This is a genomic window from Spongiibacter marinus (genome assembly GCF_016906995.1).
GTDB lineage: Bacteria > Pseudomonadota > Gammaproteobacteria > Pseudomonadales > Spongiibacteraceae > Spongiibacter > Spongiibacter marinus.
Map to the genome: position 1 here is coordinate 67668 of NZ_JAFBBD010000001.1, position 25453 is coordinate 93120.

Annotated in this window: 28 protein-coding genes and 1 other RNA gene; 7 read left to right on the plus strand and 22 right to left on the minus strand. The window is 55.7% G+C overall.

The features are described from left to right. Positions 1-429, minus strand: a complete 429-nt coding sequence (locus HNR64_RS00300) for a styrene oxide isomerase (protein ID WP_204994648.1) — start codon at positions 427-429, stop codon at positions 1-3. A gap of 93 nt (positions 430-522) precedes the next feature. Here HNR64_RS00300 and HNR64_RS00305 point away from each other — a divergent pair, with 93 nt between their 5' ends. Further along, on the plus strand, positions 523-702 hold the full coding sequence (locus HNR64_RS00305) for a DUF2256 domain-containing protein (protein ID WP_204994649.1): 180 nt from the start codon (positions 523-525) through the stop codon (positions 700-702). Here the strand turns inward: HNR64_RS00305 and HNR64_RS00310 are convergent. The 11 genes from HNR64_RS00310 to HNR64_RS00360 all read right to left on the minus strand — a co-directional run bounded on the left by HNR64_RS00310 (position 662) and on the right by HNR64_RS00360 (position 10157). Continuing rightward, complete coding sequence (locus tag HNR64_RS00310; protein ID WP_204994650.1) at positions 662-1633, minus strand: hypothetical protein; 972 nt, start codon at positions 1631-1633, stop codon at positions 662-664. The genes HNR64_RS00305 and HNR64_RS00310 overlap by 41 nt on opposite strands. A 112-nt stretch (positions 1634-1745) precedes the next feature. Next, positions 1746-3131 carry a tetratricopeptide repeat protein gene (locus HNR64_RS00315; protein ID WP_204994651.1) on the minus strand — a complete coding sequence of 462 codons (1386 nt, stop codon included), beginning with the start codon at positions 3129-3131 and terminating at the stop codon, positions 1746-1748. After that, positions 3131-3730, minus strand: a complete 600-nt coding sequence (locus HNR64_RS00320) for an energy transducer TonB (protein WP_204994652.1) — start codon at positions 3728-3730, stop codon at positions 3131-3133. Before HNR64_RS00320 ends, HNR64_RS00315 begins: the two co-directional genes overlap by 1 nt. Positions 3731-3736: 6 nt before the next feature. Then, positions 3737-4144 (minus strand): ExbD/TolR family protein, encoded by a 408-nt coding sequence (locus HNR64_RS00325; RefSeq protein WP_027873128.1) that lies wholly within the window; start codon positions 4142-4144, stop codon positions 3737-3739. 10 nt (positions 4145-4154) lie between these two features. Next, positions 4155-4682 carry a MotA/TolQ/ExbB proton channel family protein gene (locus tag HNR64_RS00330; RefSeq protein ID WP_027873129.1) on the minus strand — a complete coding sequence of 176 codons (528 nt, stop codon included), beginning with the start codon at positions 4680-4682 and terminating at the stop codon, positions 4155-4157. Between the two features lie 7 nt (positions 4683-4689). Continuing rightward, positions 4690-6075: a MotA/TolQ/ExbB proton channel family protein gene (locus HNR64_RS00335; RefSeq protein ID WP_204994653.1), complete on the minus strand. Its 1386-nt coding sequence runs from the start codon at positions 6073-6075 to the stop codon at positions 4690-4692. Next, positions 6075-6905 (minus strand): DUF3450 domain-containing protein, encoded by an 831-nt coding sequence (locus tag HNR64_RS00340; protein WP_027873131.1) that lies wholly within the window; start codon positions 6903-6905, stop codon positions 6075-6077. The genes HNR64_RS00335 and HNR64_RS00340 overlap by 1 nt, the downstream gene beginning before the upstream one ends. Positions 6906-7197: 292 nt before the next feature. Then, positions 7198-7710, minus strand: a complete 513-nt coding sequence (locus tag HNR64_RS00345; protein ID WP_204994654.1) for a dihydrofolate reductase — start codon at positions 7708-7710, stop codon at positions 7198-7200. Between the two features lie 12 nt (positions 7711-7722). Beyond that, on the minus strand, positions 7723-8562 hold the full coding sequence (locus HNR64_RS00350) for a thymidylate synthase (protein ID WP_204994655.1): 840 nt from the start codon (positions 8560-8562) through the stop codon (positions 7723-7725). 4 nt (positions 8563-8566) lie between these two features. After that, on the minus strand, positions 8567-9361 hold the full coding sequence (gene lgt / locus HNR64_RS00355) for a prolipoprotein diacylglyceryl transferase (protein WP_204994656.1): 795 nt from the start codon (positions 9359-9361) through the stop codon (positions 8567-8569). A 1-nt stretch (position 9362) separates the two neighbouring features. Beyond that, complete coding sequence (locus tag HNR64_RS00360) at positions 9363-10157, minus strand: TSUP family transporter (protein WP_204994657.1); 795 nt, start codon at positions 10155-10157, stop codon at positions 9363-9365. Positions 10158-10218: 61 nt separating this feature from the next. On the opposite strand from HNR64_RS00360, the gene HNR64_RS00365 reads away from it, so the two are divergent. Beyond that, positions 10219-10938: an NRDE family protein gene (locus tag HNR64_RS00365; RefSeq protein ID WP_204994658.1), complete on the plus strand. Its 720-nt coding sequence runs from the start codon at positions 10219-10221 to the stop codon at positions 10936-10938. Between the two features lie 23 nt (positions 10939-10961). Here HNR64_RS00365 and ptsP read toward each other — a convergent pair whose 3' ends face one another. Together ptsP and rppH are read right to left on the minus strand one after the other, a co-directional pair. Beyond that, entirely contained in the window at positions 10962-13223 is a 2262-nt protein-coding gene (gene ptsP / locus HNR64_RS00370) for a phosphoenolpyruvate--protein phosphotransferase (RefSeq protein ID WP_204994659.1), read from the minus strand. Next, positions 13223-13729, minus strand: coding sequence for an RNA pyrophosphohydrolase (gene rppH / locus HNR64_RS00375; RefSeq protein ID WP_204994660.1), 507 nt, complete (start codon positions 13727-13729; stop codon positions 13223-13225). Before rppH ends, ptsP begins: the two co-directional genes overlap by 1 nt. Positions 13730-13943: 214 nt before the next feature. Here rppH and HNR64_RS00380 point away from each other — a divergent pair, with 214 nt between their 5' ends. Beyond that, positions 13944-14597: a histidinol-phosphatase gene (locus HNR64_RS00380; RefSeq protein ID WP_204994661.1), complete on the plus strand. Its 654-nt coding sequence runs from the start codon at positions 13944-13946 to the stop codon at positions 14595-14597. Between the two features lie 58 nt (positions 14598-14655). On the opposite strand, the gene gcvH is transcribed toward HNR64_RS00380, so the two are convergent. From gcvH to HNR64_RS00415, 7 genes are all read right to left on the minus strand, one after another. After that, on the minus strand, positions 14656-15042 hold the full coding sequence (gene gcvH / locus HNR64_RS00385; protein ID WP_204994662.1) for a glycine cleavage system protein GcvH: 387 nt from the start codon (positions 15040-15042) through the stop codon (positions 14656-14658). Positions 15043-15111: 69 nt separating this feature from the next. Further along, positions 15112-16761, minus strand: a complete 1650-nt coding sequence (locus HNR64_RS00390; protein ID WP_204994663.1) for an ABC transporter permease — start codon at positions 16759-16761, stop codon at positions 15112-15114. Beyond that, positions 16762-17787, minus strand: a complete 1026-nt coding sequence (locus tag HNR64_RS00395) for an extracellular solute-binding protein (protein ID WP_204994664.1) — start codon at positions 17785-17787, stop codon at positions 16762-16764. A 99-nt stretch (positions 17788-17886) separates the two neighbouring features. Then, positions 17887-19110 carry an FAD-dependent monooxygenase gene (locus tag HNR64_RS00400; RefSeq protein ID WP_204994665.1) on the minus strand — a complete coding sequence of 408 codons (1224 nt, stop codon included), beginning with the start codon at positions 19108-19110 and terminating at the stop codon, positions 17887-17889. Then, complete coding sequence (gene ubiH, locus HNR64_RS00405; RefSeq protein ID WP_204994666.1) at positions 19107-20360, minus strand: 2-octaprenyl-6-methoxyphenyl hydroxylase; 1254 nt, start codon at positions 20358-20360, stop codon at positions 19107-19109. Before ubiH ends, HNR64_RS00400 begins: the two co-directional genes overlap by 4 nt. Continuing rightward, positions 20350-21678, minus strand: a complete 1329-nt coding sequence (gene pepP / locus HNR64_RS00410; protein WP_204994667.1) for a Xaa-Pro aminopeptidase — start codon at positions 21676-21678, stop codon at positions 20350-20352. The genes ubiH and pepP overlap by 11 nt, the downstream gene beginning before the upstream one ends. Before the next feature lie 72 nt (positions 21679-21750). Beyond that, entirely contained in the window at positions 21751-22338 is a 588-nt protein-coding gene (locus HNR64_RS00415) for a UPF0149 family protein (RefSeq protein ID WP_204994668.1), read from the minus strand. Positions 22339-22501: 163 nt separating this feature from the next. Between HNR64_RS00415 and HNR64_RS00420 the strand changes: the two genes are divergently transcribed. From HNR64_RS00420 to HNR64_RS00435, 4 genes are all read left to right on the plus strand, one after another. Further along, a complete protein-coding gene (locus HNR64_RS00420) occupies positions 22502-22711 on the plus strand; it encodes a TIGR02449 family protein (RefSeq protein ID WP_027873145.1) in 210 nt (69 codons plus the stop codon). 31 nt (positions 22712-22742) lie between these two features. Continuing rightward, the gene (locus HNR64_RS00425) at positions 22743-23051 is read left to right on the plus strand and encodes a cell division protein ZapA (RefSeq protein ID WP_204994669.1); all 309 of its coding nucleotides are present in this window, start codon (positions 22743-22745) and stop codon (positions 23049-23051) included. 37 nt (positions 23052-23088) lie between these two features. Further along, positions 23089-23268: non-coding RNA, 6S RNA (ssrS, locus tag HNR64_RS00430), on the plus strand. A 39-nt stretch (positions 23269-23307) separates the two neighbouring features. Further along, positions 23308-23907, plus strand: a complete 600-nt coding sequence (locus HNR64_RS00435) for a 5-formyltetrahydrofolate cyclo-ligase (protein WP_204994670.1) — start codon at positions 23308-23310, stop codon at positions 23905-23907. On the opposite strand, the gene ilvA is transcribed toward HNR64_RS00435, so the two are convergent. Continuing rightward, on the minus strand, positions 23904-25439 hold the full coding sequence (ilvA, locus tag HNR64_RS00440; RefSeq protein WP_338061805.1) for a threonine ammonia-lyase, biosynthetic: 1536 nt from the start codon (positions 25437-25439) through the stop codon (positions 23904-23906). The genes HNR64_RS00435 and ilvA overlap by 4 nt on opposite strands. Positions 25440-25453: the final 14 nt, after the last annotated feature.

A 25453-nucleotide genomic window follows, 5' to 3' on the forward strand; every position in this document is an offset into this window, starting at 1 on the left:
TCAGCCCCGCTTATTAGCAGCGACGGCATAGATAAATACGGGTAGCGCCAGTAGCGGAATCGTCCCCGGAATATAGAAACCGTAGACAATGAACGCCTCCAAGGCGGTTTCGGGGACGATTAAGCGCTTGGTAACAAACAAGGCATTGATCAGCGGCCCGATGATATTTGCGTAGCAGCCGACAATTAGCCCCCAGCGCGCCGCGCTAAGCACACTACCCTCGCGGTATATTGCCGGCCAAGCAGCGGCAATGGCAATGACCAACAAACCGTTCAGCAGCCCCTCCATGTGCGCGAAGCGCCACACGCCGTAGGCAGGCGCGTCTTGAGGCCCCGTCGCGGCAACGGAAAATCCAATTCCCGCCAAAAGCCCTAAAAAAAGAATAATCAGGCCGTGAAATAAAACTTGCCGCTGTTGCTGAGCACCCATGTTATCAATCCTTATTTTTGTTATCTCAGGTGTAAACTGTGTAGTGATGGGCAATGGTAGCGGTAAACACTTCGGGGGGAATCGTCCGTTCCTATGACTCACCGCAAGGGGCAACTTCCAGAGAAGATATGCGTTGTTTGCAACCGTTCCTTTTCATGGAGGAAGAAGTGGCAGCGCGACTGGCCTTCTGTCAGGTATTGTTCAGAGAGGTGTCGGCGGTCGAAAACACAGGCTACTCAGAGAAAAACACATCCAGACGAAATGTTAAGCTAGCCTCGGCATCCCAGCCCTCATCTCGCGCAAAATACAACTCGGGGCTGACCGTGAAATACACCCAGTCCTCGTGTATTTGGTTACGGTAGTTCGCGCCGAAAAAATACGCCGTCAGGCGACTGCGGTGCTCATTGTTTGCAAAGCCACCCAGGCGGTATTCCATCGACTCGCGTTCATTGATGCGGTACGACAGCGACAACAGCTGGACGTTTTCAAAAAAATCGTTCCGATCCTCAAACTCCAATCCAGTGAAGTAGCGCAGACGGTAACGCTCTCCCAGCGGACGACTCATCGTATATTCCGTCGACTCCCCCCACCCCTTATCACGAAACCACCAAAACTCCTGCTGGAACTCACGCTGCCACTCGCCCCAATCGGAGAATGGCCGTCTCAAGCGAAGGCGAGCAAAGGGCACCAGTGGGGTTCGCACACGAATACCAATACGGGCACTCCGCTTCCAATGGTGCCACTCTGACAGAGGGGATATTTCAAGACCGGTAACCGACTCTTCGCGGCTCGGGCGCTCGCCGCTTGAGCCGCCACGCACCCGCTCTTCTAAGGGGTTGTTTGCATCGGCATCACTATTAAAGAACAGCTTCGTCTTTCGCTTTGTATTGGGCAGGTCCACCTTCGCACGAAGGCGTACATCGCTCTCTAGCTCCCCTCGCTCGCCAATGGTCTGCCGCAGCTGCAGTTTTAGATAGCTCTCGTTGCTGTAATCTTCCGCGGTATCTTCATTGCTCAAATAGCGATCGACACTTTCAGCGAAAACCACCCAATTCTCCGACCATTGATCCCTGGTCGCTTCCGCACTTTCCATTGTCCGTTCGATAAAACTCGGGGGCGAAGGGGCTGGCAACGGCTCTGCCACCACCACTGCTGCAGCGCTGCAGAACAGGAAGGTGAGCAGGTTATACAACGCGGTTTTCAAAAAGGTATTCCTCGCGGCCATACCCTGACTATAGCGCCCGCTTCGCCTGTCGGCATCGTCCAGTCAAAAAAAAAAGGCACCTTACGGTGCCTTCAACGAATCATGTTAGTTATCAGATGTCGTCTTTCAACGCCGCCTGACGAGCCAACTCGCGATCCATAAACTTAATCCACTGCGACGCATAGCCTTTTGACCGCTCGTCTTTCAACGCTTGTTTGAAAGCTTTACGTGCACCTTCATAGTTCTGCAAGTTAAAGCGGGCCATACCAAGCACAAGGTTCGCAGTATCCGGACGCTTTAGATTACCTTTCTTAAAGGCATTTTCTATCGCTTTCGCAGCTTTTTCGAACTCGTCGTTATCAAGGTAGATGCTACCTAAGCGTGACCACAGCTCGCCCTTATCGGACTTGGCCGCGGCTTTTTCCATTACTGGAATCGCACGCTTAACTTCTTGTGACTGGCGCCATGAGTTACCGAGCAGCTCAAGGTTTTTGGAGGTAGCAGGAATCGCACCCGACTTAATACCTTTATCCAGTACCTTCGCTGCTTTGTAAGGCACTTCCTGAGAAAGGAACAAGTAAGCCATATTGATCAGCTCTTTGTCTTTCTCCAGCAAGCCTTGCTCATAGGCCGCTTCCATGGTGGCGGTTGCCGCCATTTCGCGCTTCTGCTCGTTATACATGGCAGAAAGTTGCAGCCAGTAGGCCTTCTTCTGATAGTGCTTCAGCGTCTCTTCGAGAATATCGACAACCTTGTTGATGTTGTTCTTCTCGTAGTAGAGGTAACGCTGCAGTCCCCACCACTGTTCCTTGGGCACCTTGCCGCGGGATTTGTAATCGTTAATCGCTACCTCAATGTACTTGAGGGCACGAGTCAGATCCTTAAGCTGGTAATAGCCCTGGGCCAGCAGTGCATAAGCACCGGCACCCGGTTCTTCCTGAAGTGCTTCCTTCGCCTTAAACCACTCAAGCAGCACTTTCACGCCGTTTTTGTAGTCTTCTTTAACAAAGTAAAGCTGGGCGATGGTGTATTTGGTATTTAGCTCCATCGCCTCAGGAATATCAGGCTGCTTTACAACATTTCGGTAGGCGGATAACGCCTGTTCATACTTCTCTTGCGTGAAGTAAATGAACGCGTACATGTTGTAGAGGTTTGCCAGCTCGTAGCTATTAAGCGAGCCCCGACCTTCTTTGTCGCGAAGGGCATCGAGCAATTTAATGGCTTCAGAGTAGCGCTTCTCGTCGGCAGCAACCTGCGCTTCGTTCAGCTTTTCAAAGATTTTTGCGCGGATCGCTGGCGTGCGACGCGTGCTGCGGCGCGGCTTCTCCTTTTTCTCTGCAGCGTGGACGACATTTACGCCGTCCATTTGCAGAGCAGGGGCCACCAGATTACTAGCGACCGGGGTCGCCAGCACTGCAGCTACACCCAAGCTGAGGGAACATGCCAGCTTGACCAGCACCGGGCGCACGACTTTTGTGCTCACGTGATAATCAGACATCATTTCTCCAACTCAAAGGTGAAGCGGTTCTGGATCCCCGGTACTTCGATCGGCTCGCCATCTACCACCCGAGGCTTATATTTAAACTTCTGGGCAGCTTTGATTGATGAGCGTTCGAAGTAACCCGGAGGGCTACAATCCACGGGGGCGATATCGCGCGTGGTACCGGCTTTCGTTACGGTGTACTCAACCGTACAGTAGCCTTCAACACCTCGGCTTTGCGCGCGGCGTGGATAGATTGGCGCAACTTTAACGATAGGCAGATATTCACCATCGGACGCCGACAAACCACCAGCAGTGTTGGTCATTTGCAGGCTCTGTTGAGGCGCCATATTAACGACCTCAATGTCCGGGTTCACATCTTCCATCTCCGGTTGTTCCATATCCGGCGGCGGCTCTTCCGGTTGCTTAGGCTTATCCGGCTTTGCGTCTTTCATTGTTTCTATTTCGGTGTCCGGCATCTGAATGTCGGCCAACTTAGTACGCGGCTTTTCGTCCAACGTCTTGTCAGCTGACTCGATCAGATATGGCATTATGATGAACAGCGCTGCTGTCACCACAAATGCCAATGCTCCACCGATCAGGAGTCGAATATTCATAATTGATCAGCTGTCTTCAGTGGCCAATGAAACATCGTATACGCCGGCCGCTCGGCTGGCGTCGATAACCGCAGTAACCGTTTCGGTATTCGAGGCTTTATCAGCCTGAATAACAACAGCACCTTTGGGGTTCTCGGCATGCATACGCTCAACAACCGAGCGCACTGCTCGTTTGTCGACACGACGCTTGTCGATCCAGATTTCATTAGTACCAGTAACAGCAATCAGAATATTCACATTTTCTTTCTTGCTGGCCGTTGAGGCCTCGGGGCGATTCACCTCGACACCGGCTTCTTTGATGAACGACGCTGTGACGATAAAGAAGATCAACATGATGAAGACCACGTCGAGCATCGGCGTCAGGTCGATCTCGGAGGAATTTTCCTCTGCACCTGCTTTGCTATGCTTTCTCATAACTGTTCTCTTAATGATCGGTTGTCAGATGGTCTTCCAAAAGCTCGCTTTCGCGCTCCGCAATACCTTTTATATAGGTATTGATGAATACGCCTGACAGAGCGGCAACCATTCCAGCCATCGTCGGAATTGTTGCTTTTGAAACACCGCCGGCCATCGATTTAGCATCGCCACCACCGGTCACTGCCATGATATTAAAGACCTCGATCATCCCTGTGACCGTGCCCAACAGACCCAGCAGCGGACAAAGCGCCACCATGGTCTGAATCATTGGCAGACTCGCGTTGATCTGCAGAGAAACCTCTGAGATCAACTTTTCGCGAATCTGCTTGGCATTCCAGGATTTGCGCTCACTGCGCGCTTCCCAGGTGTTGATAGCGTTGTTCACGTCTTTCGACAGCCCGAACTTGTAATACCAAACCCGTTCAATAGCGAGAGTCCACATGACGAAGGTCAGGAGGGCGATGTAGTTCAGTACAGGCCCACCGGCTTCCATAAATCGCCGTATGATCTCGATCCATTCATTCAGTTGGTACATCGCTTAGTTACCCCGCGCGCCCTTCTGTGTGTTCGGCGATAATGCCAGTCGATTGCTCATCAAGCACGTGCAGGATTTTCTTAGCGCGGCCGCTAACAAACGTGTGCAGCAGTACGGTCGGGATGGCGACAACCAGACCCAGTACGGTCGTTACCAGAGCACCAGAGATACCACCGGCCATTGCCTTCGGATCGCCCGCACCAAAGATGGTGATAGCTTGGAAGGTGATGATCATACCGGTTACGGTACCCAGAAGACCCAGCAGCGGTGCTACCGCAGCGATGATCTTCAGCAAGTTCAGAGAGCGCTCCAAACGTGGTGTTTCTTTCAGAATGGCTTCTGACAGTTTCAGCTCCAGTGTTTCCGCATCCATACTTGGATTGTCTTCGTGTACTTTCAGAACACGGCCGAGGCTGTTGTTGTCATTAGCAGTTTTGCTCTTAAGCTGGCTGTTGACCTTCATATCTTCGATGGTCAGAACAATCAGGCGCCAGATAGCGATCAGCATAGCCAATACACCTACTGCGGTGATTACGTAACCAACCACACCACCTTGGTGCCAGCGCTCAGTCAGCGTTGGGCTATCGATGAGTGCAGCAAGGTATGAACCGCCTGAAGGACCAGTGGGGTCAACACCGAAAGGCGTTACGCCTGAAGTTGTTGATGCCAACTCGTTAGCCCAATCCATGTAGGGGCCTTTAGGCTGACGCGCCAACACAGCAACAGTGCCATTTTCCGAAATGTACTGCAGGTATTCGCCGTCGCTGTTTACGAGGTTGAAGGTACCAACACGCACGACTTCTTGCTGCGTTTTCTCACCAGCAGCCGTCGTCACTTCAGTTTGGAATTTCACCACTCGGCCTGACTCAGTCATTTCGCGCTGAAGTTCAAACCAAATACGCTCAATCTCTTCGATGCTGGGCAGCTCTTCAGCGCCTGACATCTTCGCGATCAGGTCATCAACGAACTGCTCACGATTGGGGAATTGAACACTGATGATCGACGTCTGGAAATTAGAACGCAGGTCGCCGGCGGTAGAAGTCAGGTGACCAAACAGCTCGGTCAACGTACCTAAACGCTCTTTCAGCTGACGCTGTTTCTCGGTCAGGACGGTTTCGTTTTCTTCGAAGGTGTTTTCCAGCTCAGAAGAGCGCTTCTCTTCATCGGCCAGAGTTTTTTCAGCTTCTTTCAGCATTTTCTGCTGGTCGTAGCGAGCGTTTTTGAAACGCTGCTCGCGAGCTTTTTGCTCACGCGCGTCGCTGGCGCGACCTTGCTTAACCATTTGCAGCAGTTCATCCAGTGACTTGGCTTCTTGAGCCATCACAGGGCTTGATGCCAGAGCGATAGTGCCACCGATAGCCAGTACGGCAGCTTTCAACAGATTACGTTTCATTATTTAGCAGCCTCCGGAGCCGGAATCGGGAGTTTCATGATATCGATGGACGCCTGCTTACGAGCGATACGCAAGCCTTTCTGGATAGCGCCACGGTAGTCGCCAGCATCCAGCTCAGTCCATGTGCCTTGGGTTTTGTCCCAAGCGCCCGACACTTTGCCATCGGTAGTTTGGTAAAGTAGACCGATGCGGCCGATACGGAGGAAGTTAACATCGCGCTCAGCACCGTTGACGGTCGCTACGCCTTTGTAGCTGTCAATTTTGCGGCCGTACTCGTTCTCGATTTTGTAGGCTTCAAGAACCTGACGGAATTTTTCAGCGATGGTGATATCAGAGCGATCCAGGTTGTTGCGCAGGAATTCTATGCGCTCTTTGCGTTCCTCGAGGTGGAAAGGAACATCCAACTCAACGAATTGCTCCAGGCCGTCGATCATACGCTGAATCAGCGGGTCGATTTGGCGCTGAATGATAGTTGCTTCGTCAACCGCTTTTTCCAGGCTTGCGATACGACGCAATTGGCCAGCGATCTGTTTTTCCAAACGCGCGTTGTAGACGCGAAGGCCGTCGACCTGCTTCATCACTGTTTTGTAGTCTTGAAGCAAATCGCCAGTTTCTGCAGCCAGGCGGTCAATACGAACCTGAGAAGCCTTGGCAGACTTGGTGCGCTGTTCGCCAACTTTGACGATAGCACTCACAGGAATAAGGGGTTTAGCGGGCTTTGCGGGCGCAGCAGCGGCATCTTGCTCAGCTGAATAAGCAGACGATGCAGCCAGCACACCTGCAGTCGCGGCGACCGCCAGCGCGATTGATTTCAATCGATGCATTTTCATGGGAATTGCTTTTCCTATTTGGGACGTTTAGTGAAAGCAGAGCTTATTATCTTCTGTCAGCCGTACGGCCAGTCGCAAGACCGTGCTTTCATACAGCGGGACTTATTTTAATCACGGGCTTTCGCAAGAATCAACGAGAAAGCTAAATGTTTCGTAATATAAAAGTTAGGGAAAATGCGTAAGGAATAATTGTTACCGATACGTAGTTTATGGTAACAATTTCGAGCCTCCAAGTAACACTCTCGCAATGAAAGTGACTAGCACATCCCTTTTGAAAACACCAACAAATCCCTTACCGGGCGCGGCGCTGATAATTGACGAAGGCATAGGCCGGGGCACTCTCTTTCGCAGCGAAGTCTTGCCTGGACACCTCACCCCAGTCCCGCTCATCGAGCTCGGGGTAAAAGGCGTCACCATCGACCTCTGCGGCCACTTCCGTGACGTAAACACGGTCGACACAATTCAAGCTCTGACGGTATAGCGTCTCACCGCCGATAACGAAAATCTCATCAAGACCATCGCGCTCAGCGCTTTCACGAGCAACATCCAGCGCGTCTTCAAGTGATGCACAAACCTTGGCACCCGTCGCACCGTAGCCTTGCTGGCGAGTCACAACAATATTTTCACGCCCAGGCAACGGGCGGCCGATAGACTCCCAGGTTTTGCGACCCATGATAATGGGCTTGCCCATAGTCAGCGCTTTAAAGTGCTTCAAGTCGGCAGGCAGATGCCACGGCAAGCGGTTTTCTACTCCAATGACGCGCTGGCGATTCAAGGCGACAATGTGTGCAACAGCTATCGGCATTAACACATCCTTTTATATAGCAATGGGAGCCTTGATGGCTGGGTGGGGGTCATAGCCTTCGAACTCGAAGTCGGCAAAGTCATAATCGAAAATCGACGCCGGACGACGATTTATGCGCAGCGTTGGCCGCGCGCGAGGCTGGCGACGCAATTGCTCTTCGACAATCTCATCGGTGAGATGGTTTTGATAGAGGTGGCAGTCACCGAAGGTGTGCACAAACTCACCAACATCCAAATCGCACTGCTGCGCAATCATATGTGTCAGCAGGGCATAGCTGGCGATATTAAAAGGCACCCCGAGGAATAAATCGGCGCTGCGCTGGTAGAGCTGGCAAGACAAGCGGCCATTGGCGACATAAAACTGGAACAAGGTGTGACACGGCGGCAACGCGGCACGCCCAGCACGCACATTGTCCTGAGGGCTCACCGACTCATCGGGAAGGTCAGCGGGGTTCCAGGCATTCACCAGCAAACGCCGCGAGTCCGGTTTGCGACGGATCATATCCACCACTTCACTAATCTGGTCAATGGTCGACCCATCAGGGCAGGCCCAGCTTCGCCACTGTTTGCCATAGATCGGCCCCAGGTCGCCATCCTCCAGCGCCCACTCATCCCAGATCGTCACCCCTCGCTCTCGCAGCCAGTTGTTGTCACAACTGCCATTTAAGAACCAAATCAACTCATAAATAATGCTGCGAAGGTGCACCTTCTTGGTGGTTAACAACGGAAAGCCCGCCTGCAGATCAAAGCGCAGCTGGCGACCAAATACCGAGCGCGTTCCCACTCCGGTGCGGTCACCTTTATCCACACCGTTGTCACGCACATCGCGCAATAAATCTAAATACTGTTGCATAACCCTATCCTTGCACTCTGTCTCGACGGTAGGCGTAGATCAACACCCCCAACCCCACCGCAATCATCGGCAGCGACAATAACTGCCCGCGCGTTACCCAGCCAAGCGCATCGAAGCCGATATGGCCATCGGGCTCGCGGAAAAACTCCACGACAAATCTGAAAATGCCGTAGCACAGCACAAAGAGTGCGCCGGGCGCCAACCGGGGACGCTGCTTGCGGGTATAAAGGAACACGATCAAAAACAGCAACACGCCCTCTAACGCAAACTGGTAAAGCTGCGACGGGTGGCGCGGCAACTGACTGGGGTCGCGCGGAAAGACCATCCCGATCGCACTGTCGGTTGGCCGCCCCCAGAGCTCCTGACCGATGAAGTTGCCAATGCGCCCAAGACCCAACCCTATGGGAACCAAGGGAGCAATAAAGTCCCACAGCGCATAGATCGACACATCAATACGCTTGGCGTAGATCGCAATGGCAAGCACGACACCCAAGAACCCACCATGAAACGCCATGCCCCCTTCCCAAATACGGAAAAGCCAAAGCGGGTCAGCGAGAAATTGCTCGAAATTGTAAAACACCACATAGCCAAACCGGCCACCGAGAATAACCCCCAGCGCCCCATAGAAGATCAGATCTTCCAACTGATCCTCCTTCAACGGACTCCAGGGCTGTCTGCAGCGCATTTTGCCGATGTACCAAGCCGCGGCAAAACCCGCTAAGTACATCAGGCCGTACCAATGTATCGCCAGTGGCCCCAGCTGAACGGCAACAGGGTCGATGTCTGGATGCCTGAGCATATTAAAGAGCTCCGTATATAAAGTGGCTGCCAACGGCGAGCAGAAATAACGCAAAACCTTGCTTTAGCCGACGAGCAGGTAGTTTCTGAGCCAGATTAGCGCCCAATTTAGCGCAGGGGGTACTGCACAGGATGATTGCCAGCAATGCCGGCCAATACACAAAACCACTAGACCACGCAGGCAGCGCTGAGTGCCCATAACCGGCAACAATATTTGTCAGCGCACCGACAATGGCAATGGGTAAGCCGCAAGCTGCCGACGTTGCCACCGCGCGTTGCATCTTCACATTGCACCATGTGAGAAAGGGCACGGTGAGTGAGCCACCACCGATGCCAAACAGCGCCGATAAGAAACCGATAAAACCGCCGGCCAGCAGCGTTTGTGGGCGAGCCGGCAACTGCCTGTCGGCGGATGGTGATAAGCCAAATGCCATTTGCGCAGCAATCAACAAAGCAAAAATACCAAACACTAACTTGAGGCGCTCACCGGGCAGGGAGGCCGCAAGGGCAACACCACCCACTACGCCAATCGCAATACCGGGTGCCAGTAGCCGCCAGGTTGGCCAATCAACGTTGCCGTGACGCTGATGCGCCCTTACGGAGCTGACAGAAGTGAATACAATGCTGGCCAGCGATGTCCCCACCGCCAGCTGAACCGCAACCAGCGATGACACCCCCTGCAGCGCAAAGCAGTAGATCAGCGCCGGCACTATCACCAGGCCCCCGCCCACCCCAAACAGACCCGCAGACAGGCCTGCTAGCGCACCAACAGCGAGATAGATAAGAACAACGGTCACGCCAGCTCTCCGCCACAAAGCCTGCTATTATGGACAGCCCTGATTTCAAGTGCCACCCGCCATGTGTTTAATTTTACTGTCTTGGCAACAACAGTCAGCGCGCCCCCTGATCGTCGCCGCAAACCGAGACGAATTTTTTGAGCGCCCCACTCTCCCAGCGCACTTTTGGCCAGAGTCACCCCACATTCTGGCCGGCAGGGATCAGCAATTTGGCGGCAGCTGGCTGGGTTTAAGCACCAACGGGCGCTTCGCCGCCATTACCAACTTACGCAATCGGGACGTCGGCGATCAAAGCCGCGGCGAGCTGGTTCGCCGCTTCCTCGATAGCAGCGAGCGCTGCTCAACGTTTTTCGATGAATTAGAGACAGAGAAATACCAGTACCGCCCCTTCAACTTTATCGCATTTGACGGCAGCACTCTGGCTCACAGCGACAATATCTCTTCGGGCTGGAACAACTTAGAAGCGGGGATACACTGTATTGGCAACATCCCACACACGGCGCACAGCGCAAAAACGGATCAGGCGCTCGCCGCCTTCAAGCCCTTAGCGGCAGGGCACGACGACCCAACACCCTTGCTGACATTCATGCAAGACGACAGCCCCACTGTCGACAGTGACGACGAGCTACAAAAGATGTTGTCCTGCCGCTTTGTGCGAAGCTCAGTCTACGGCACCCGTTCCACTAGCATCGTTTTTGTTCGCAAAGGCGGCGCGGAGCTGTGGGAGCAAGGTTACGACAGCGAACAGCGCCCGGCCGAACTTCGCCACTTTCAGGTGTAATGCTCAGGCTCGCGGGCAAGCATTCAGGGCCCGGGGGGCAATAACTTTTCCATCCCGGATTCGGCCAGCGCGCTGCGCAATAAGGCGCGGACTTCATCAGCCGTATCGGCAGCCATCGCGGTTGTTAGCAGGTTTTTCAAGTCACTCATCGTCGACGCTCTAACCACCGCTTTTACACGCAGCAAGCTGTTATCGTTCATCGAGAGCATGTCGTAGCCCATCGCGGTCAATAGCAGCACCGCTCCGGGGTCGCCAGCCAACTCACCACAAATACCCACCGGCTTACCTTCGGCATGCGCGGCATCCACTACATTCAGCAAGCTGCCCAGCACTGCTGGGTGGTAGGCGTGATAGAGATCAGCCACGCGGGTATTATTGCGATCCACCGCTAGCAAGTATTGCGTCAGGTCATTCGAGCCGACCGACAGAAAATCGACACGACGGGCAAGCTGACGGGCTTGGTACACCGCCGCGGGCACCTCCACCATCACGCCAATAGGTGGCAGGCTGATATCCCAACCATCCTCAACCAGCTCATCATAAGCACGGCGCACCAGCACCAGGGCCTCATCCACCTCTTGGACGTTGCTGATCATCGGCAACATGATGCGAAGGTTATCTAGCCCCGAGCTCGCCTTGAGCATCGCCCTGACTTGCACCAGAAATATTTCGGGGTGGTCCAACGTAACGCGAATGCCGCGCCATCCTAGAAAAGGATTTTCCTCATCAATGGGGAAGTATGGCAGCGCCTTGTCGCCACCAATATCCAGGGTGCGCATGGTGACCGGTAGCGGTGCAAACGCTAGTAATTGCTCGCGATAAATAATCCGCTGCTCTTCTTCACTGGGGAAGCGTTCTCGCAATAGGAAAGGAATTTCTGTTCGATACAGGCCAACGCCCTCTGCCCCGCGATCGAGCGAGCGCGCGACATCCGCCATCAAACCGGTGTTCACCCACAGCGGCATGCGATGGCCATCACGCGTTTCGCTCGGCAAGTCACGGAGCGCCTCCAGTCCCTGGCTCAGGGCCTGATCTTCCTCAAGCAAGGCCCGAAAATGCTCAGAGACTTCCGGCGTTGGATTGTAGTGCACATAGCCGCTGTAACCATCAACGACCAGGCTGGCATGCTCTATCTGGGTATAGGGCAAATCGCTTGCCCCCATCACCGTGGGGATGCCCATCGCTCGCGCCAAAATCGCAACATGGGAGTTGCTGGAGCCTCTCACCGACACCATGCCCACCAGCTTTTCTCTGGGCACTTCCCCAAGCATCGACGCCGTCAGTTCTTCGCCGACCAGGATCGTGTCAGCGGGGTAATCGGTATCGCGCTCGTTACTCGCCTGCAAGTAACTCAACACCCGCCGCCCAAGGTCTTTAATGTCGGTTGCGCGATCTTTGAAATACGGATCGTCCATCATTTCAAAGGTGTTGATGTGGCCACTGACAACCTGAGCCAATGCCCCTTGCGCCCATTCGCCCTCGCGAATTTTTGCCTCCACCTCAGACAGCCAGACGCCGTCATCGAGAATTCGCAGATAGACATCGAACAATGCCAGTTCTTCCGGAGACAGTTGCCCGACAAGCTTGCCACTGAGTTCGCGAATATCGACGCGCACCGCATCGAGCGCCGCCTCAAAGGCCCGTAGCTCTGCGTCGGCGTCCTCGCTGCGGCGCTGAGGCACCGAATGCAACTCAGCACTGGGAACAATCACTACCGCGCGACCAATGGCCACGCCCGGCGCGCCCGCGATCCCTTTAAACAAGGCAGAAGCGGTCACAGAATCTTGCGTCTTTGAAATTGAACCGGTTGCTCGCGCGTGGGCCAACACACCTGCCAACTGCGCGGACATGGTGACCAAAAACGCCTCTTCTTCCTCGTCGAAGCGGCGGCTATCCTTCTGCTGCACAACCAACACCCCCAGCACTTCGCGCTGGTGGATAATGGGTGCCCCCAGGAAAGAGTGGTATTGCTCTTCGCCAATACCCGGTAGCAATAAAAAGTTGGGGTGTTTCTCGGCGTGGTCGAGGTTCAGCGGCTCCTCACGGCGCGCCACCTGGCCGACCAACCCCTCGTCGGCCGCCAGGCTCGCTTTCCCGATTAAATCTGGGTTGAGGCCTTGGTTCGCCATAAAGATGAGACGACCACTCTCGGGGTTGCGAAGGTAGACCGTGCACACCTCGGTGCCCATCACCTCAGCAATGCGCTCGACAATAATATCCAGCGCTGCCTGCAGATTACCCGCCGCATTAACCGCCTGAACTATTCCTCGCAGCGCCGCCAGCATCAGCTTGAATGACTCCCTTGGGTATCTCGCAGTAGACGAACATGCCTGCCCGCCAGCTCTTTCATCGCGCGGCGGTATACTTCACGCTTAAAGGCCACCACCTGGCCGAGTGGATACCAGTAGCTCACCCACTGCCAATAATCAAACTCTGGCTTGCGGCCACAATTAAAGCGGATATCGGCCTCATTACCGACCATTCGCAACAAAAACCACTTTTGCTTCTGACCGATACACAGCGGCTTATTGTCTTTACGAATCAGCCGTTTGGGCAATCGGTAGCGCAACCAACCGCGCGTGCAAGCGAGAATTTCAACATCACTTTCTCTCAGGCCAACTTCTTCATAAAGCTCGCGGTACAGGGCCTGCTCTGGGGTTTCGCCGTCGTTAATCCCACCCTGGGGAAATTGCCAGGCGCTCTGACCGACACGGCGCGCCCACAACACCTGACCGCAGTCATTGGCGATAACAATGCCAACGTTGGGACGAAATCCATCCGAATCAATCACATGCTCACCTGTGTTAACGTTTTTTTCTAATTTGATCTATTGTTCCACAAATTCGTGGAGCTGGGAATTCGCCCCAGCGGCTGCAAATTCGCGCAGTGCTGCCAATGCCAGAGCAGACAAGGCAAAAGCCGATGCAAAAGCCACGCCGAGAAGCTATGCTTGCCGTTTTTGCAGTCACGCCCAGCCAACGGGCCTAGTTAAGTAAGGGTTTACGATGACCTTGGCGATATTCGACCTCGACAACACCCTGATTGCCGGTGACAGTGATCACGCCTGGGGGGAATTCCTCGTCGAGCGGGGCCTCGTGGATGGTGACGAACACCGTCGGCGCAATGATGAATTCTATCAACAATACCAACAGGGTGGCCTCGACATCGAAGCCTACCTGCGCTTCGCCCTTGCCCCCATCGCCGGGAAATCACCGGCAGAGCTATCCGCCCTGCATCAAGACTTTATGGCGAGTTACATTACCCCCATGCGCCTGCCGCGAGCACAGGCTCTGATCGACAAGCATCGCCAGCAGGGACATTGCCTAATGATTATTACCGCCACTAACCGCTTTGTCACCGAGCCCATTGCGCGCGCCATGGGCATTAAGGTGATGTTAGCCAGCGAGCCTGAGCTCCGCGATGGACGCTACACCGGAGACAGCACCGATATACCGTGCTTCCAAGCAGGCAAGGTTTTGCGCCTGCAGCGCTGGCTACGCGAAAATGGTGAGACGCTCACAGGCAGTTATTTTTACAGTGACTCCCACAACGATCTACCCTTGCTGAAGCACGTCGACAACCCCGTGGCTGTCGACCCCGACGATACCTTGCGCGCCGCCGCCGAAGAAGCCGGCTGGCCAATTGTGAGTTTACGCTGAGCAAAAAAACGGCGGCACACGCTATTGCGAGGCCGCCGTCATCGCGTAGAAGGCGAGATTAGCCTTCACATTGTGCGTCGTAATCGTCGTTGCTAAGTAGGTTATCCAGTTCGCTAACGTCGCTAGGCTTCAAACGGAAGAACCAACCGTCGCTGTAGGGGTATTCATTTACCGTTTCGGGGCTTTCTTCAAGCGCGTCGTTCACGGCAACGACTTCGCCCGACACCGGCGCGTAAATGTCAGAAGCCGCTTTCACTGACTCGACCACCGCCGCCTCTTCACCGGCACCATATTCCGCGCCCACTTCTGGCAGCTCTACGAAGACTACGTCGCCGAGCGAGTCCTGCGCGTGATGGGTGATGCCCACAGTAACAGTGCCGTCTTCTTCCAAGCGAGCCCACTCATGGCTGCTGGCATACTTCAGTTCGCTGGGGGTGTTGCTCATGGAGCGCTCCTGGCTGACAAGGGATATTTGCAGCGCATTTTACCGCCGCTGCCGGCAAATACAAAGGCCTCAGCGCCCGCGACTGGCACGAATGCTTAACATCACCGGTATTAAACCCGCCAATACCAGCGTCAGGGCAGGCAACGCCGCCAACTGCCACTGTCCTTCAGCCGTCATTTCAAATATCCGCACCGCCAAGGTGTCCCAGCCAAAAGGCCGCAACAACAGCGTGGCAGGCATTTCTTTCATCACATCGACAAACACCAACACCAGAGCCGTCAACACGCCCGGGCGCAACATCGGCAGATAAACCTCCCAAAGCAGGCGCCAATTCCCCGCGCCCAGGGTTCTGGCCACTTCGGGCAAACTCGGTTTCACTCGTTCTAAAGCCGAGTCCAGCGGACCACTGGCAACCGCTAAAAAACGAATCCAGTAAGCGGCCAGCAGGGTCAGCACGGTTCCCATTAACAAGGGCTGGGGGTCAAGCCCCAGCCACGCTTGAAGCGGCAGCAGCCACTGTCGATCAAGCCAACTGAATGACAGCATAATTCCCACTGCCAACACCGACCCGGGCAGCGCGTAGCCCAGCTGCGCGGCGGCAAAGATACTACCCCAGCGACCGCGACTGAAACGGCGACAAAAGGCCAGCAGTAGCGCCAGGGTAACGGTAAGCGCAGCAGCCATGGCAGCCAACCAAAGGGAGTGACCAAGCAGGGCAAAGAAACGCGATGTCAGCTGACTTACCCCCTCGCCCACGGCCCAGTCCAGCAATTGCAGCATGGGCAATACAAAGGCAAACGCCAAAATCAACGCGCAATAAGCGCTCACCAGGCCAGCCAACACCGGCGGCAGCGGAAAGCGCCTTAGGTGCTGCAGCTTCGCCCCCTGAACAAACAGCCCGTGTCCACGCGAGCGCCGCTCAGCAAACAGCGTCACGCCAACGAAAAGTAGCAGTAACGATGCCAACTGCGCAGCAGCTTGCAGACTGAAGAAGCCGAACCAAGACTTGTAGATGGCGGTGGTAAAGGTGTCGTAATTAAACACCGCAACCGTGCCAAAATCCGCTAGGGTTTCCATTAATGCCAAGCCCACACCGGCAGCGATTGCCGGTCGCGCCATCGGCAGTGCCACTCGGAAAAAGGCTTGGCGACTGGTGCAACCCAACACTCGTGCCACTTCCAACGTCTCGCTACTTTGAGACAGAAAGGCACTGCGCGCCAGCATGTAAACGTAGGGGTACAAAACCAGGGAAAATACGACGATTACACTGGCCCGATTGCGCACATCGATGCCCCAACCGGCGCCTAACAGCTCCCGCAGTTGCGTCTGCAATGGGCCGCCAAAGTCGAACACTCCCAGTACAACGAAGGCCATAACATATGCGGGCACTGCCAGCGGCAACATCAACAACCATTCAAATGCCGCGCGCCCAGGGAACTGGCACATGACCGTGAACCAAGCCAGACTGACGCCGATCACTGAGACCAAAACACCGACACCAAGCATCAGGAACAGGGTATTTGCCACCAGACGGGGCAATTGCGTATCAACCAGATGCTGCCATATCTCAACTTCCGGGCTTAACCAGCTGCTCGCCAGTACCACAACGGGCACCAGCACCGCGCAGACCAGCGCCACCCCCGCCACCCTGAGTAGCCACAGTGGCGTCGGCCGCAAGCGCCGCTGATTCGCCACGCGGGCACGCTGGGCAAGTTGCATCTAGCGGTAACCCACGCGGTCCATCATTCGGATAGCTTCCGCCTGCAAGCGACCCGCTTCCACAACGGGGACTTGATCAGCCTTAAAATCGCCCCAGTGCTGAAGCAGGGATGAAGGAGGCGTGTTGCGATTCACCGGAAATTCCTGATTCAACTCTGCAAACGCATGCTGAGCGTCCGCCTCGGACAACCATTCCAACAATGACATCGCCAATGCTTTTTGCTTGCTGGCCGCAGTCACGCCAGCGCCGGAGATATTAACGTGCACACCGCGGTTAAACGGCGCTTCACCGGTTTGGTTCGCCCAAAACAGGTCCACCGGCAAGGAGGGATCATCTGCCTTCATGCGCGCCAGGTAGTAGGTATTCACAATACCCACATCGCACTGACCGGCGGCAATGGCCTCAATTACTTTGTTATCACTGGAGAAGGGCGGCACCGCCAAATTATCGACCCAAGCCGCCAATACCCGCTCGGTGTTCTCAGCACCATCGGCGCTAATCATCGTGGCAACCAGCGACTGGTTGTACACCTTCTTTGCCGTGCGCAAGCACAGGCGCCCCGCCCACTGCGGCTCTGCAAGTGCCTCATAACTACTCAACGCCTCGGGCTTTACGCGCTCACTCGAGTACACAATGGTGCGGGCGCGAATGGAGAGCCCCGTCCAGCGACCCTCTGGGTCACGCAGAGATTCAGGCACATTATTGTTTAGCACCGACGACGTCTGAGCAGCCAACAAGCCCTGCTGCGCGGCTTGCCAGAGATTGCCAACATCAACCGTTACCAAAATATCAGCCGGCGTATTCTCTCCCTCGGCACGCAAGCGCGCCAGCAGCGGCCCGGCAGAGTCCGTCACGTAGCGAATATTCACGCCCGTCTCAGCAGTATATTGGTCGAAAATCGGTTTAATCAGCTGCTCTATGCGCGAGCTGTAAACAACCAATTCAGGCCCAGAGGGCTCTTCGCTTCGGCCACAGGCCACCAAAGAAAGTAACAAGCTAAACACTAGCGCCGAGCGAAATATCATAATGGGCAGGTCCTTAACGGTAAGAAGGCAAGAAATCTTCAGCATCAATGATAATAATTATCATTTAATGACTCAAGTTTTACTTCTCGGGGAAATGGGTCAGCGACGCGCCAGCCCCATCGCGCGAGCAACAATCTGGCGCTTGATAGGCACTGCTCGATCTAACCAGCTCATGCCCGCATTTCTCAGCAGGCGCAATGGCAGGGCTTGGCTGGCAAACAGATTTTGAAAGCCTTCCATCGCCGCCATCATCGCCAGGTTTTCGCCCTTGCGTCGCCGTTGATAACGCGACAGCAGCAGCTCATCAGAGAGTGGCAGGCCGCGCGCCAAGGCACGCTGACATTCCTCGGCGAGAACCTCGGCATCGGCGAAGCCCAAATTAATTCCCTGCCCAGCCAGCGGGTGGATGGTGTGCGCGGCATCGCCAATAAGGGCGATACCCTGCTGAAAATAGCGCTGAGCGTGGCGCTGGCGCAGCGGGAAACGGACGCGCCGGCTGGCCGCATTGATACGCCCGAGCCGCCCTTCAAAATGCTGGGCCAGCGCCAGGCAAAAGGCGTCGTCATCCATCGCCATTAGCGTATCGGCCAGCTCGGGCTTTGCCGACCAGACGATTGAACTAAAGTTTTGCGCGCCATCGCGGTCGGGCAAGGGCAAGAACGCCAGCGGCCCCTCTGGCAGAAAACGCTGCCACGCCGTAGCGCGATGGGGCTTTTCGGTCTCCACGGTACACACAATCGCGTGGTGCTGATAATCCCACTCGCGGGTTTGAAAACCACCCCAGTCACGCAAACGCGAATTGGCGCCGTCTGCGGCAACAATCAACGGCGCCTGTAATAGCCGCCCGTCATTTAACTGCAACTGCCCGTGATCACCACTTCGCACCCAGGCCGCAACAGGACTGTTAAACAGCAGGCGCACGCGGCTGTCTCGCAAACGGTTGTGCAGCGCAGCGGTTACCAAGCGATTCTCGGCAATATGCCCCAGGGCCAACTCACCGACCTCATCGGCCGAAAAATGAATTTCACCGGTGCCCTCAGCATCCCAAACAACCATTTCCTGATAGGGGCACACCCGCCTTTCTACCACCGCAGACCACGCTCCCAGCCGCTGTAGGAAGCGACGCGACGCGTCAGTCAGCGCACTGACTCTGGCGTCATAGTCCATTACGGTTTCATCAAGCGGCGGCCACCCTTCGCGCTCTGGCTGGGCATCGATCACGACAATATCCAGCGGCTGTTCCGCCATCGCCAGCGCGAAGGCAGCACCGGCCAGCCCGGCACCGACCACAATAATGTCAAATTTTTCCAGTCGGTCTGTCACAGCGGCAGCTCCATGTCTCGGCCTTTTATCACACCCGCAGCGCGCGCGGTAAAGCGCGATTTTATCGGCTTGCTGGCATCGAGCATGACCAGCCCCATATTCCTCGCCAGGCTCAGTACAGGCTGACGGTTACTAAATAGTTTGGTTAAGCGGTCCGAGAACAAGGTCGTCACCTGCTGGTCGGTATGCTGACTGCGCAAATAGCCCTGCAAGACCGACAGCTCACCCGCACTGAGTCCCTGTGCAACCGCTGCGGCAACACGCTGGGCCAGCGCATCGGCGTCGCGCAGGGCGAGGTTAAAGCCCTGCCCTGCCACGGGGTGAAGTGAATGCGCAGCGTTGCCCATCACCACAATATTTCGCCGTACTTGTTCCTCAGCAAAACTGAGGCGAAGCGGGAAGGCCACGCGCTGCCCCACTTTTAGTAAGCGACCCAAACGGTGGCCAAACTGCTGCTGCAAGCGCGCCAGAAAGACCTCATCAGTCCAATTCATCGCCGCGTCGGCGTCATCCTCGGGAAAGGTCCATACCAGGGCAGAGCGCGACTGACCTTGCTCGTCCGGCAAGAGCGGCAACATCGCGATAGGCCCTTCGGCAGTGAAGCGCTCGTAGGCGGTTCCGCCATGCGGCAGCTCGGTGGCGATATTGGCGATCACGGCCGTTTGCGCATATTCATCCACACGGCGGTGAATCCCCAGGCGCTGGCACAGTCCCGAATCGGCCCCGTCGGCGATGACCAGCAAAGACGCGCTGCAGGATGTTTCCCCGCCCTCGGCTTGTAAATCCAGCTGCACGTTGGCGGCCATTGGCGTTACCGCCTCGACACTGGCCGGGGAGATAAACTGTACATTGGTATGACGCCGCAGATGGTTAAGCAGTACATTGCCCAGCCACGCGTTCTCAATAACATAGCCCAGCGCGGGCCACTCCAGTTCACCGCAATGCATTAGCGCACTGCCAAAATGGCCTCGATCAGAAACCTGGATATTCAGAATATCGGCAACGTGGTTCTCCAGCGTCGACCAAAGCTCCAGGTTCTCAAAAATTTGTCGGCTGCCGTATGACAGCGCGGTGGACCTGGCATCAAAACTGGGCCGATAACTCGGCCCCGTGTCGCTGAGCGGAGGCAGGGGAAAGCTCTCAACCACGGCAATTTTTAACTGGCCCTGGCTGTGTTTGTGCAAGCTCAGGGCAAGGCTGGCGCCAACCATGCCGCCACCGGCAATCAGCACATCGTAGTCAACGTCCATCGCCCGCCTCCGCCATCAGGGCTTCGATGTCTTCAACCGACTTAGGCACTGACGCCGTCAGCACCTCACAGCCGGACTTACTCACCACCACATCGTCTTCAATACGAATGCCAATCCCGCGCCAACGCGGCTCGACGGCGTCGTTGTCGGGGGCAACATAAATACCCGGCTCGATGGTTAACACCATACCTTCTTCGAGCACCCGCCATTCGCCGCCGACCTTGTAATCACCCACATCGTGCACATCCATACCGAGCCAATGCCCGGCCCGGTGCATATAAAATGGCTTATAGGCCTCGGTTTCTATCAGCTCAGACAAATCACCCGTTAACAGCCCGAGCCTCAACAGGCCTTCGGTAATCACCTTCACTGTCGCTTCATGTGGCTGATTCCAATGATTACCCGGCTGCGTGGCTTCTATTGCCGCCAATTGCGCTTCCAGTACCACCTCGTAAAGGGCGCGCTGTTCATCATTGAAGCGGCCATTGGCCGGAAAAGTACGCGTGATATCCGCGGCGTAACCCTCGAGCTCACAACCCGCATCAATCAGCACCAACTCGCCATCGCGGATCACGCTGTTGTTTTCCACGTAATGCAAGATACAGCCGTTTTTCCCCGCACCGACAATACTGCTGTAGGCTGGGAAGCGCGCGCCGGCCATTGCAAATTCATGCTGAATTTCGGCTTCAAGCTGGTATTCATAAACCCCGGGGCGGCAGTAACGCATCGCTCGGCAGTGAGCCTTTGCAGAGATCTCGCCAGCGCGACGCATAATCCGCAATTCCGCCGCGCTCTTATACAAACGCATATCGTGGAGCAAGTGGTCGAGGTCGAGAAACTCGCCTGGTGGCTGGGCGCCGCTGCGCACTTTGGAGCGAATAACATTGACCCAGTTCATAACCTGCTGATCAAACTCTGCGTGCCGCCCCATCGCGTAGTAAACACGCTGCCGACCTTCGATTAGCCCGGGTAAAATATCGTCGATATCCGCAATGGGGAACGCATCATCGGCGCCATATTCCGAGCAGGCGCCCTCGGGGCCAGCGCGATACCCGTCCCACAGCTCCATGGCGGGGTCGCGCTCGCGGCAAAACAGAATGTATTCACCCTGCGGGCGCCCCGGCAACAACACCAATACTGCCTCGGGCTCGTCGAATCCGCTCAGATAAAAGAAGTCGCTGTCCTGCCGAAAGGGGTAGTCGGAGTCTCGGCTTCGCGTGCGCAACGACGCCGACGGCACAATGGCAATGCTACCCGGCTCGAGCAGGGCCATTAAATTCTTACGGCGACGCGCAAATTCCTGCTTACTGATGCTCATAGTGTCCCTGATGTGTATGATCTTGAGGAGCTTATCACAGCTGTTTTTACGGGAAATTGATCTACTCGGTTGTCAGTGCAATCGCTCGCCCTTGGGCTTCTTCGTCGCCGGGGTGGCGGCGTTACACTCAAGAAAAATGGTCATCGCCACGACTCGCACATACTCGCAGATCTCCACGTAGTCTTGCTCGCCGTCTTCATCGTCGGCCTGATCAGCAGAAATTTGCGCAATGGCCGCCAAGTCGCTCAATGCCTCGCGGCTCTCTTTAGACAGCGCATCCAAGGCATCACCCTCGCTCTGCCGCTGCTTTCCGGCCATCGCAAAGCCAGTGAGAAAACCCTGCACCCACTGACCGAGGCTGACAATGCGCTGTCCCAAATCCAGCTCGTCTCCCGGCAGCATTAACTGCAGTGCCAAGTCCTCACTGCCCAGTGCTTCCAGCGCGCTCTTATAAACGCCGAATAAGGCATCGGCATCGTCAGGGTTGGGCATCTCGATATCCAGCAGCTCCGTACAGTGCTTTAACCACGCCTGGCGCTCGACTCGACCGCCCACAGACAAAAAGCCAACGGCATAGCCGTGGAGCTCCGCCGGGGGCTGCAAAGCACCTAAATTAAGGAATAGATTAGCGAGATCATCGTGGTCAAACTCGTTAGACATTGCGCATTCCAAGGGCATCAAAGACTGGAGGCGCATGGTAGCGCTGATCCGCCGCAAAATCGAATACCCGCCGCGATTCACACCGCCGCGTATAACCGTTGACCGAGCGCTGGCACCCACTCTACTATGACGACATCATTCCCGGCCGTGGAACTAGGCAATAATGGACGATCGACAGCTGCAGGTTTTGGAACGAAAAGTCGATGAGCTCATCCAACTGTGCGAACAATTGGATGCAGAGAACCGCACTCTCAAATCCGAAACGCAAAACTGGAAGATTGAGCGCGAAGCGCTGATCGAAAAAACCGACACGGCCCGGGCAAAAGTCGACGCGATGATCCAGCGCCTGCGCGCATTGGAAAAAGAATGCTGATGACTCGCCCCAGCCACATGGAGACGACAAGGTGAGTAAAGAAACGGTCATCGTTAAAATTCTCGACAAGGAGTATCAGGTTGCCTGCCCGAGTGACGAGCAAACAGGCTTGCTGGAAGCGGCCCGCTACCTCGACCAGCAGATGCGCCAAATACGCAACTCCGGAAAAATTATTGGCCTGGAGCGCATCGCCGTGATGGCTGCACTAAACATTGCCTACGAGCTACGCGAAGCCAGCAAAAGCGGCGTCAGCACGGAGCAAGAGGCCACGGTAAGCAAGCGCATTACCGATAAAATTGACGACACCCTCAACCGCTGCCGCCAACTCGATATCGGCTAACCACCCTGTTAAGCACGTGGGCCTATCGGTATACTGTGAATTCCTGGGATATGCGCTAGGCCGTCAGACCCCTGAGCCGATGCTTTAAAACCCGGAGCGAACCAGCCAGTATTTGTGTGCATGTCCGCGTGACGGAAAGCCTAAAAATGCTGCGGTAAGTTCCACCTTGAACCGCTGGGTTCAAGGGCCACGCGGCCGGCGGTATCCTGGGTCCTACCTTTTCAGGCAGCGCCTTCAACCACAACCCGCCTTCACTATGGATGCATCGAGCAAAAACCAGCTCCGCCAACGTCTTCGGCAACAACGGCGCGACCTACCGGCCGCCACTCAACGGCGCGCTGCCAAGCGCCTGCTTCAACAGCTGAGGAAACTACCCGAATTCCAGCGCGCTCGACATATTGCTCTGTACAGTGCCAGCGACGGTGAAATCTCCACCAACGAGGTGCTTCGCTACTGCCAGCAACGCGGCAAGGTGTGCTACTTACCGGTTATTCACCGAGACACCAAACAGGCGCAAATGCGTTTCCATCGCCACGCCCCGGGGCAAACCCTGCGCAGCAACACCTTTAACATCCCGGAGCCCAATGCCCTGCGCCGCCGACAGATAGACCCTGCCCGCCTCGATATGATGCTGCTACCACTGGTTGGTTTCGATCGCCGGGGCAATCGCTTGGGCATGGGCGGCGGCTACTACGACCGAGCGCTGGCCTTTAAGCAGCGCCGCAATGCGGCAAACACGCCCCTACTGATCGGCCTGGCCCACCATCTACAGGAAGTGGAGCGCTTACCGATACAGCACTGGGATATCCCCCTCGACTGGGTCGCCACCGACCGAGAAATTTTTGCCGCGCGTTAACTGAGAAACTGTTGGTACGCGAGGTTGTCGGTCTCTTCATGGAAGGGGTACGCCAGTTTGTCGAGAAAAGCCTCCACCGCTTTCCGCTCAGACTTATCCGCTTGCAGGCCCACCAACACCCGGCCGTAAGCGGCACCGTGATTGCGGTAGTGAAAGAGCGAAATATTCCAGCGATTACCCAAACGCGTCAGGAAATTCATCAAGGCGCCAGGGCGCTCAGGGAATTCAAACCGATACAGCAATTCATTGGCGACCGCGCTGGGGCGATGACCACCGACCATATGGCGGATATGTAGCTTGGCCATCTCGTTGTCGGTCATGTCTTCGACCCGGTAGCCCAACTTGCGCAAGGATTCGACGACCTCCGTCCGCCCTTGCCCGCCGGCCGCAACGGCAACGCCAACAAAAATTTGCGCGTCGCGATCGTCGCCATAGCGGTAGTTGAACTCAGTGATATTGCGCTTACCCAGGGCAGCACAGAATTTTTTGAAGCTCCCGGGCTGCTCGGGAATGGTGACACTCAAGATCGCCTCGCGCTGTTCACCAATTTCTGTGCGCTCCGAGATATAGCGCAGGCGATCGAAATTGGTGTTCGCGCCACTGTCAATCGCCAACAGCGTCTGGCCTTCACAGCCGTGCTGTTCAACATATTTCTTGAGACCGGCGAGCGCCAGTGCCCCTGCGGGCTCGGCAATCGAGCGGGTATCGTCAAAGATATCCTTGATTGCTGCGCAAATTTCATCGGTATTTGCCGTGACAACCTCATCGACGGTTTTACGCAGTACCCGGAAGGTTTCCTTGCCGATTTGTGCCACGGCAACGCCGTCGGCGAAAATCCCGACCTCTTTCAAGCGCACTCGACGCTGCTTTTCCAGAGCGACTTTTAGGCAGGCGGCATCTTCGGGCTCCACCGCAATAACGCGGACATCCGGGCGTACATATTTGATGTAGGCCGCCACTCCAGCAGCGAGACCGCCGCCACCTACCGGCACGAATACCGCGTCGAGCGGCCCGGTAACTTGCCGCAAGATTTCCATGCCAACGGTGCCCTGCCCCGCAATAACATCGGGGTCGTCATAGGGGTGGACATACACCATGCCTTTTTCCTGCACGAGCTTTTGGGCATAGGCCGAAGCCTCATCGTAGGTGTCCCCGTGTAACACCACCTTGCCACCGCGCGAACGCACCGCATCCACTTTGATCTGCGGTGTGGTTTTAGGCATCACAATTGTTGCTTTCACCCCCAGCTTTAGCGCTGACAGAGCCAAGCCCTGAGCGTGGTTTCCCGCCGACGCGGCCACCACGCCCTGGCGGCGCTCGGCCTCGCTGAGATTGACCATTTTGTTATAGGCGCCGCGCAACTTGAACGAAAATACCGGCTGTAAGTCCTCGCGCTTGAGCAGCACGGTGTTATTCAGTCTTTTCGACAGCAGACGTGCCTCGTCCACAGGTGACTCGATAGCAACATCGTAGACCCGGGCATCGAGAATTTTCTTGATGTAACTCTGTGGCATGTTGTCGGAGACTCCAATTGCGGCCTGCTGGC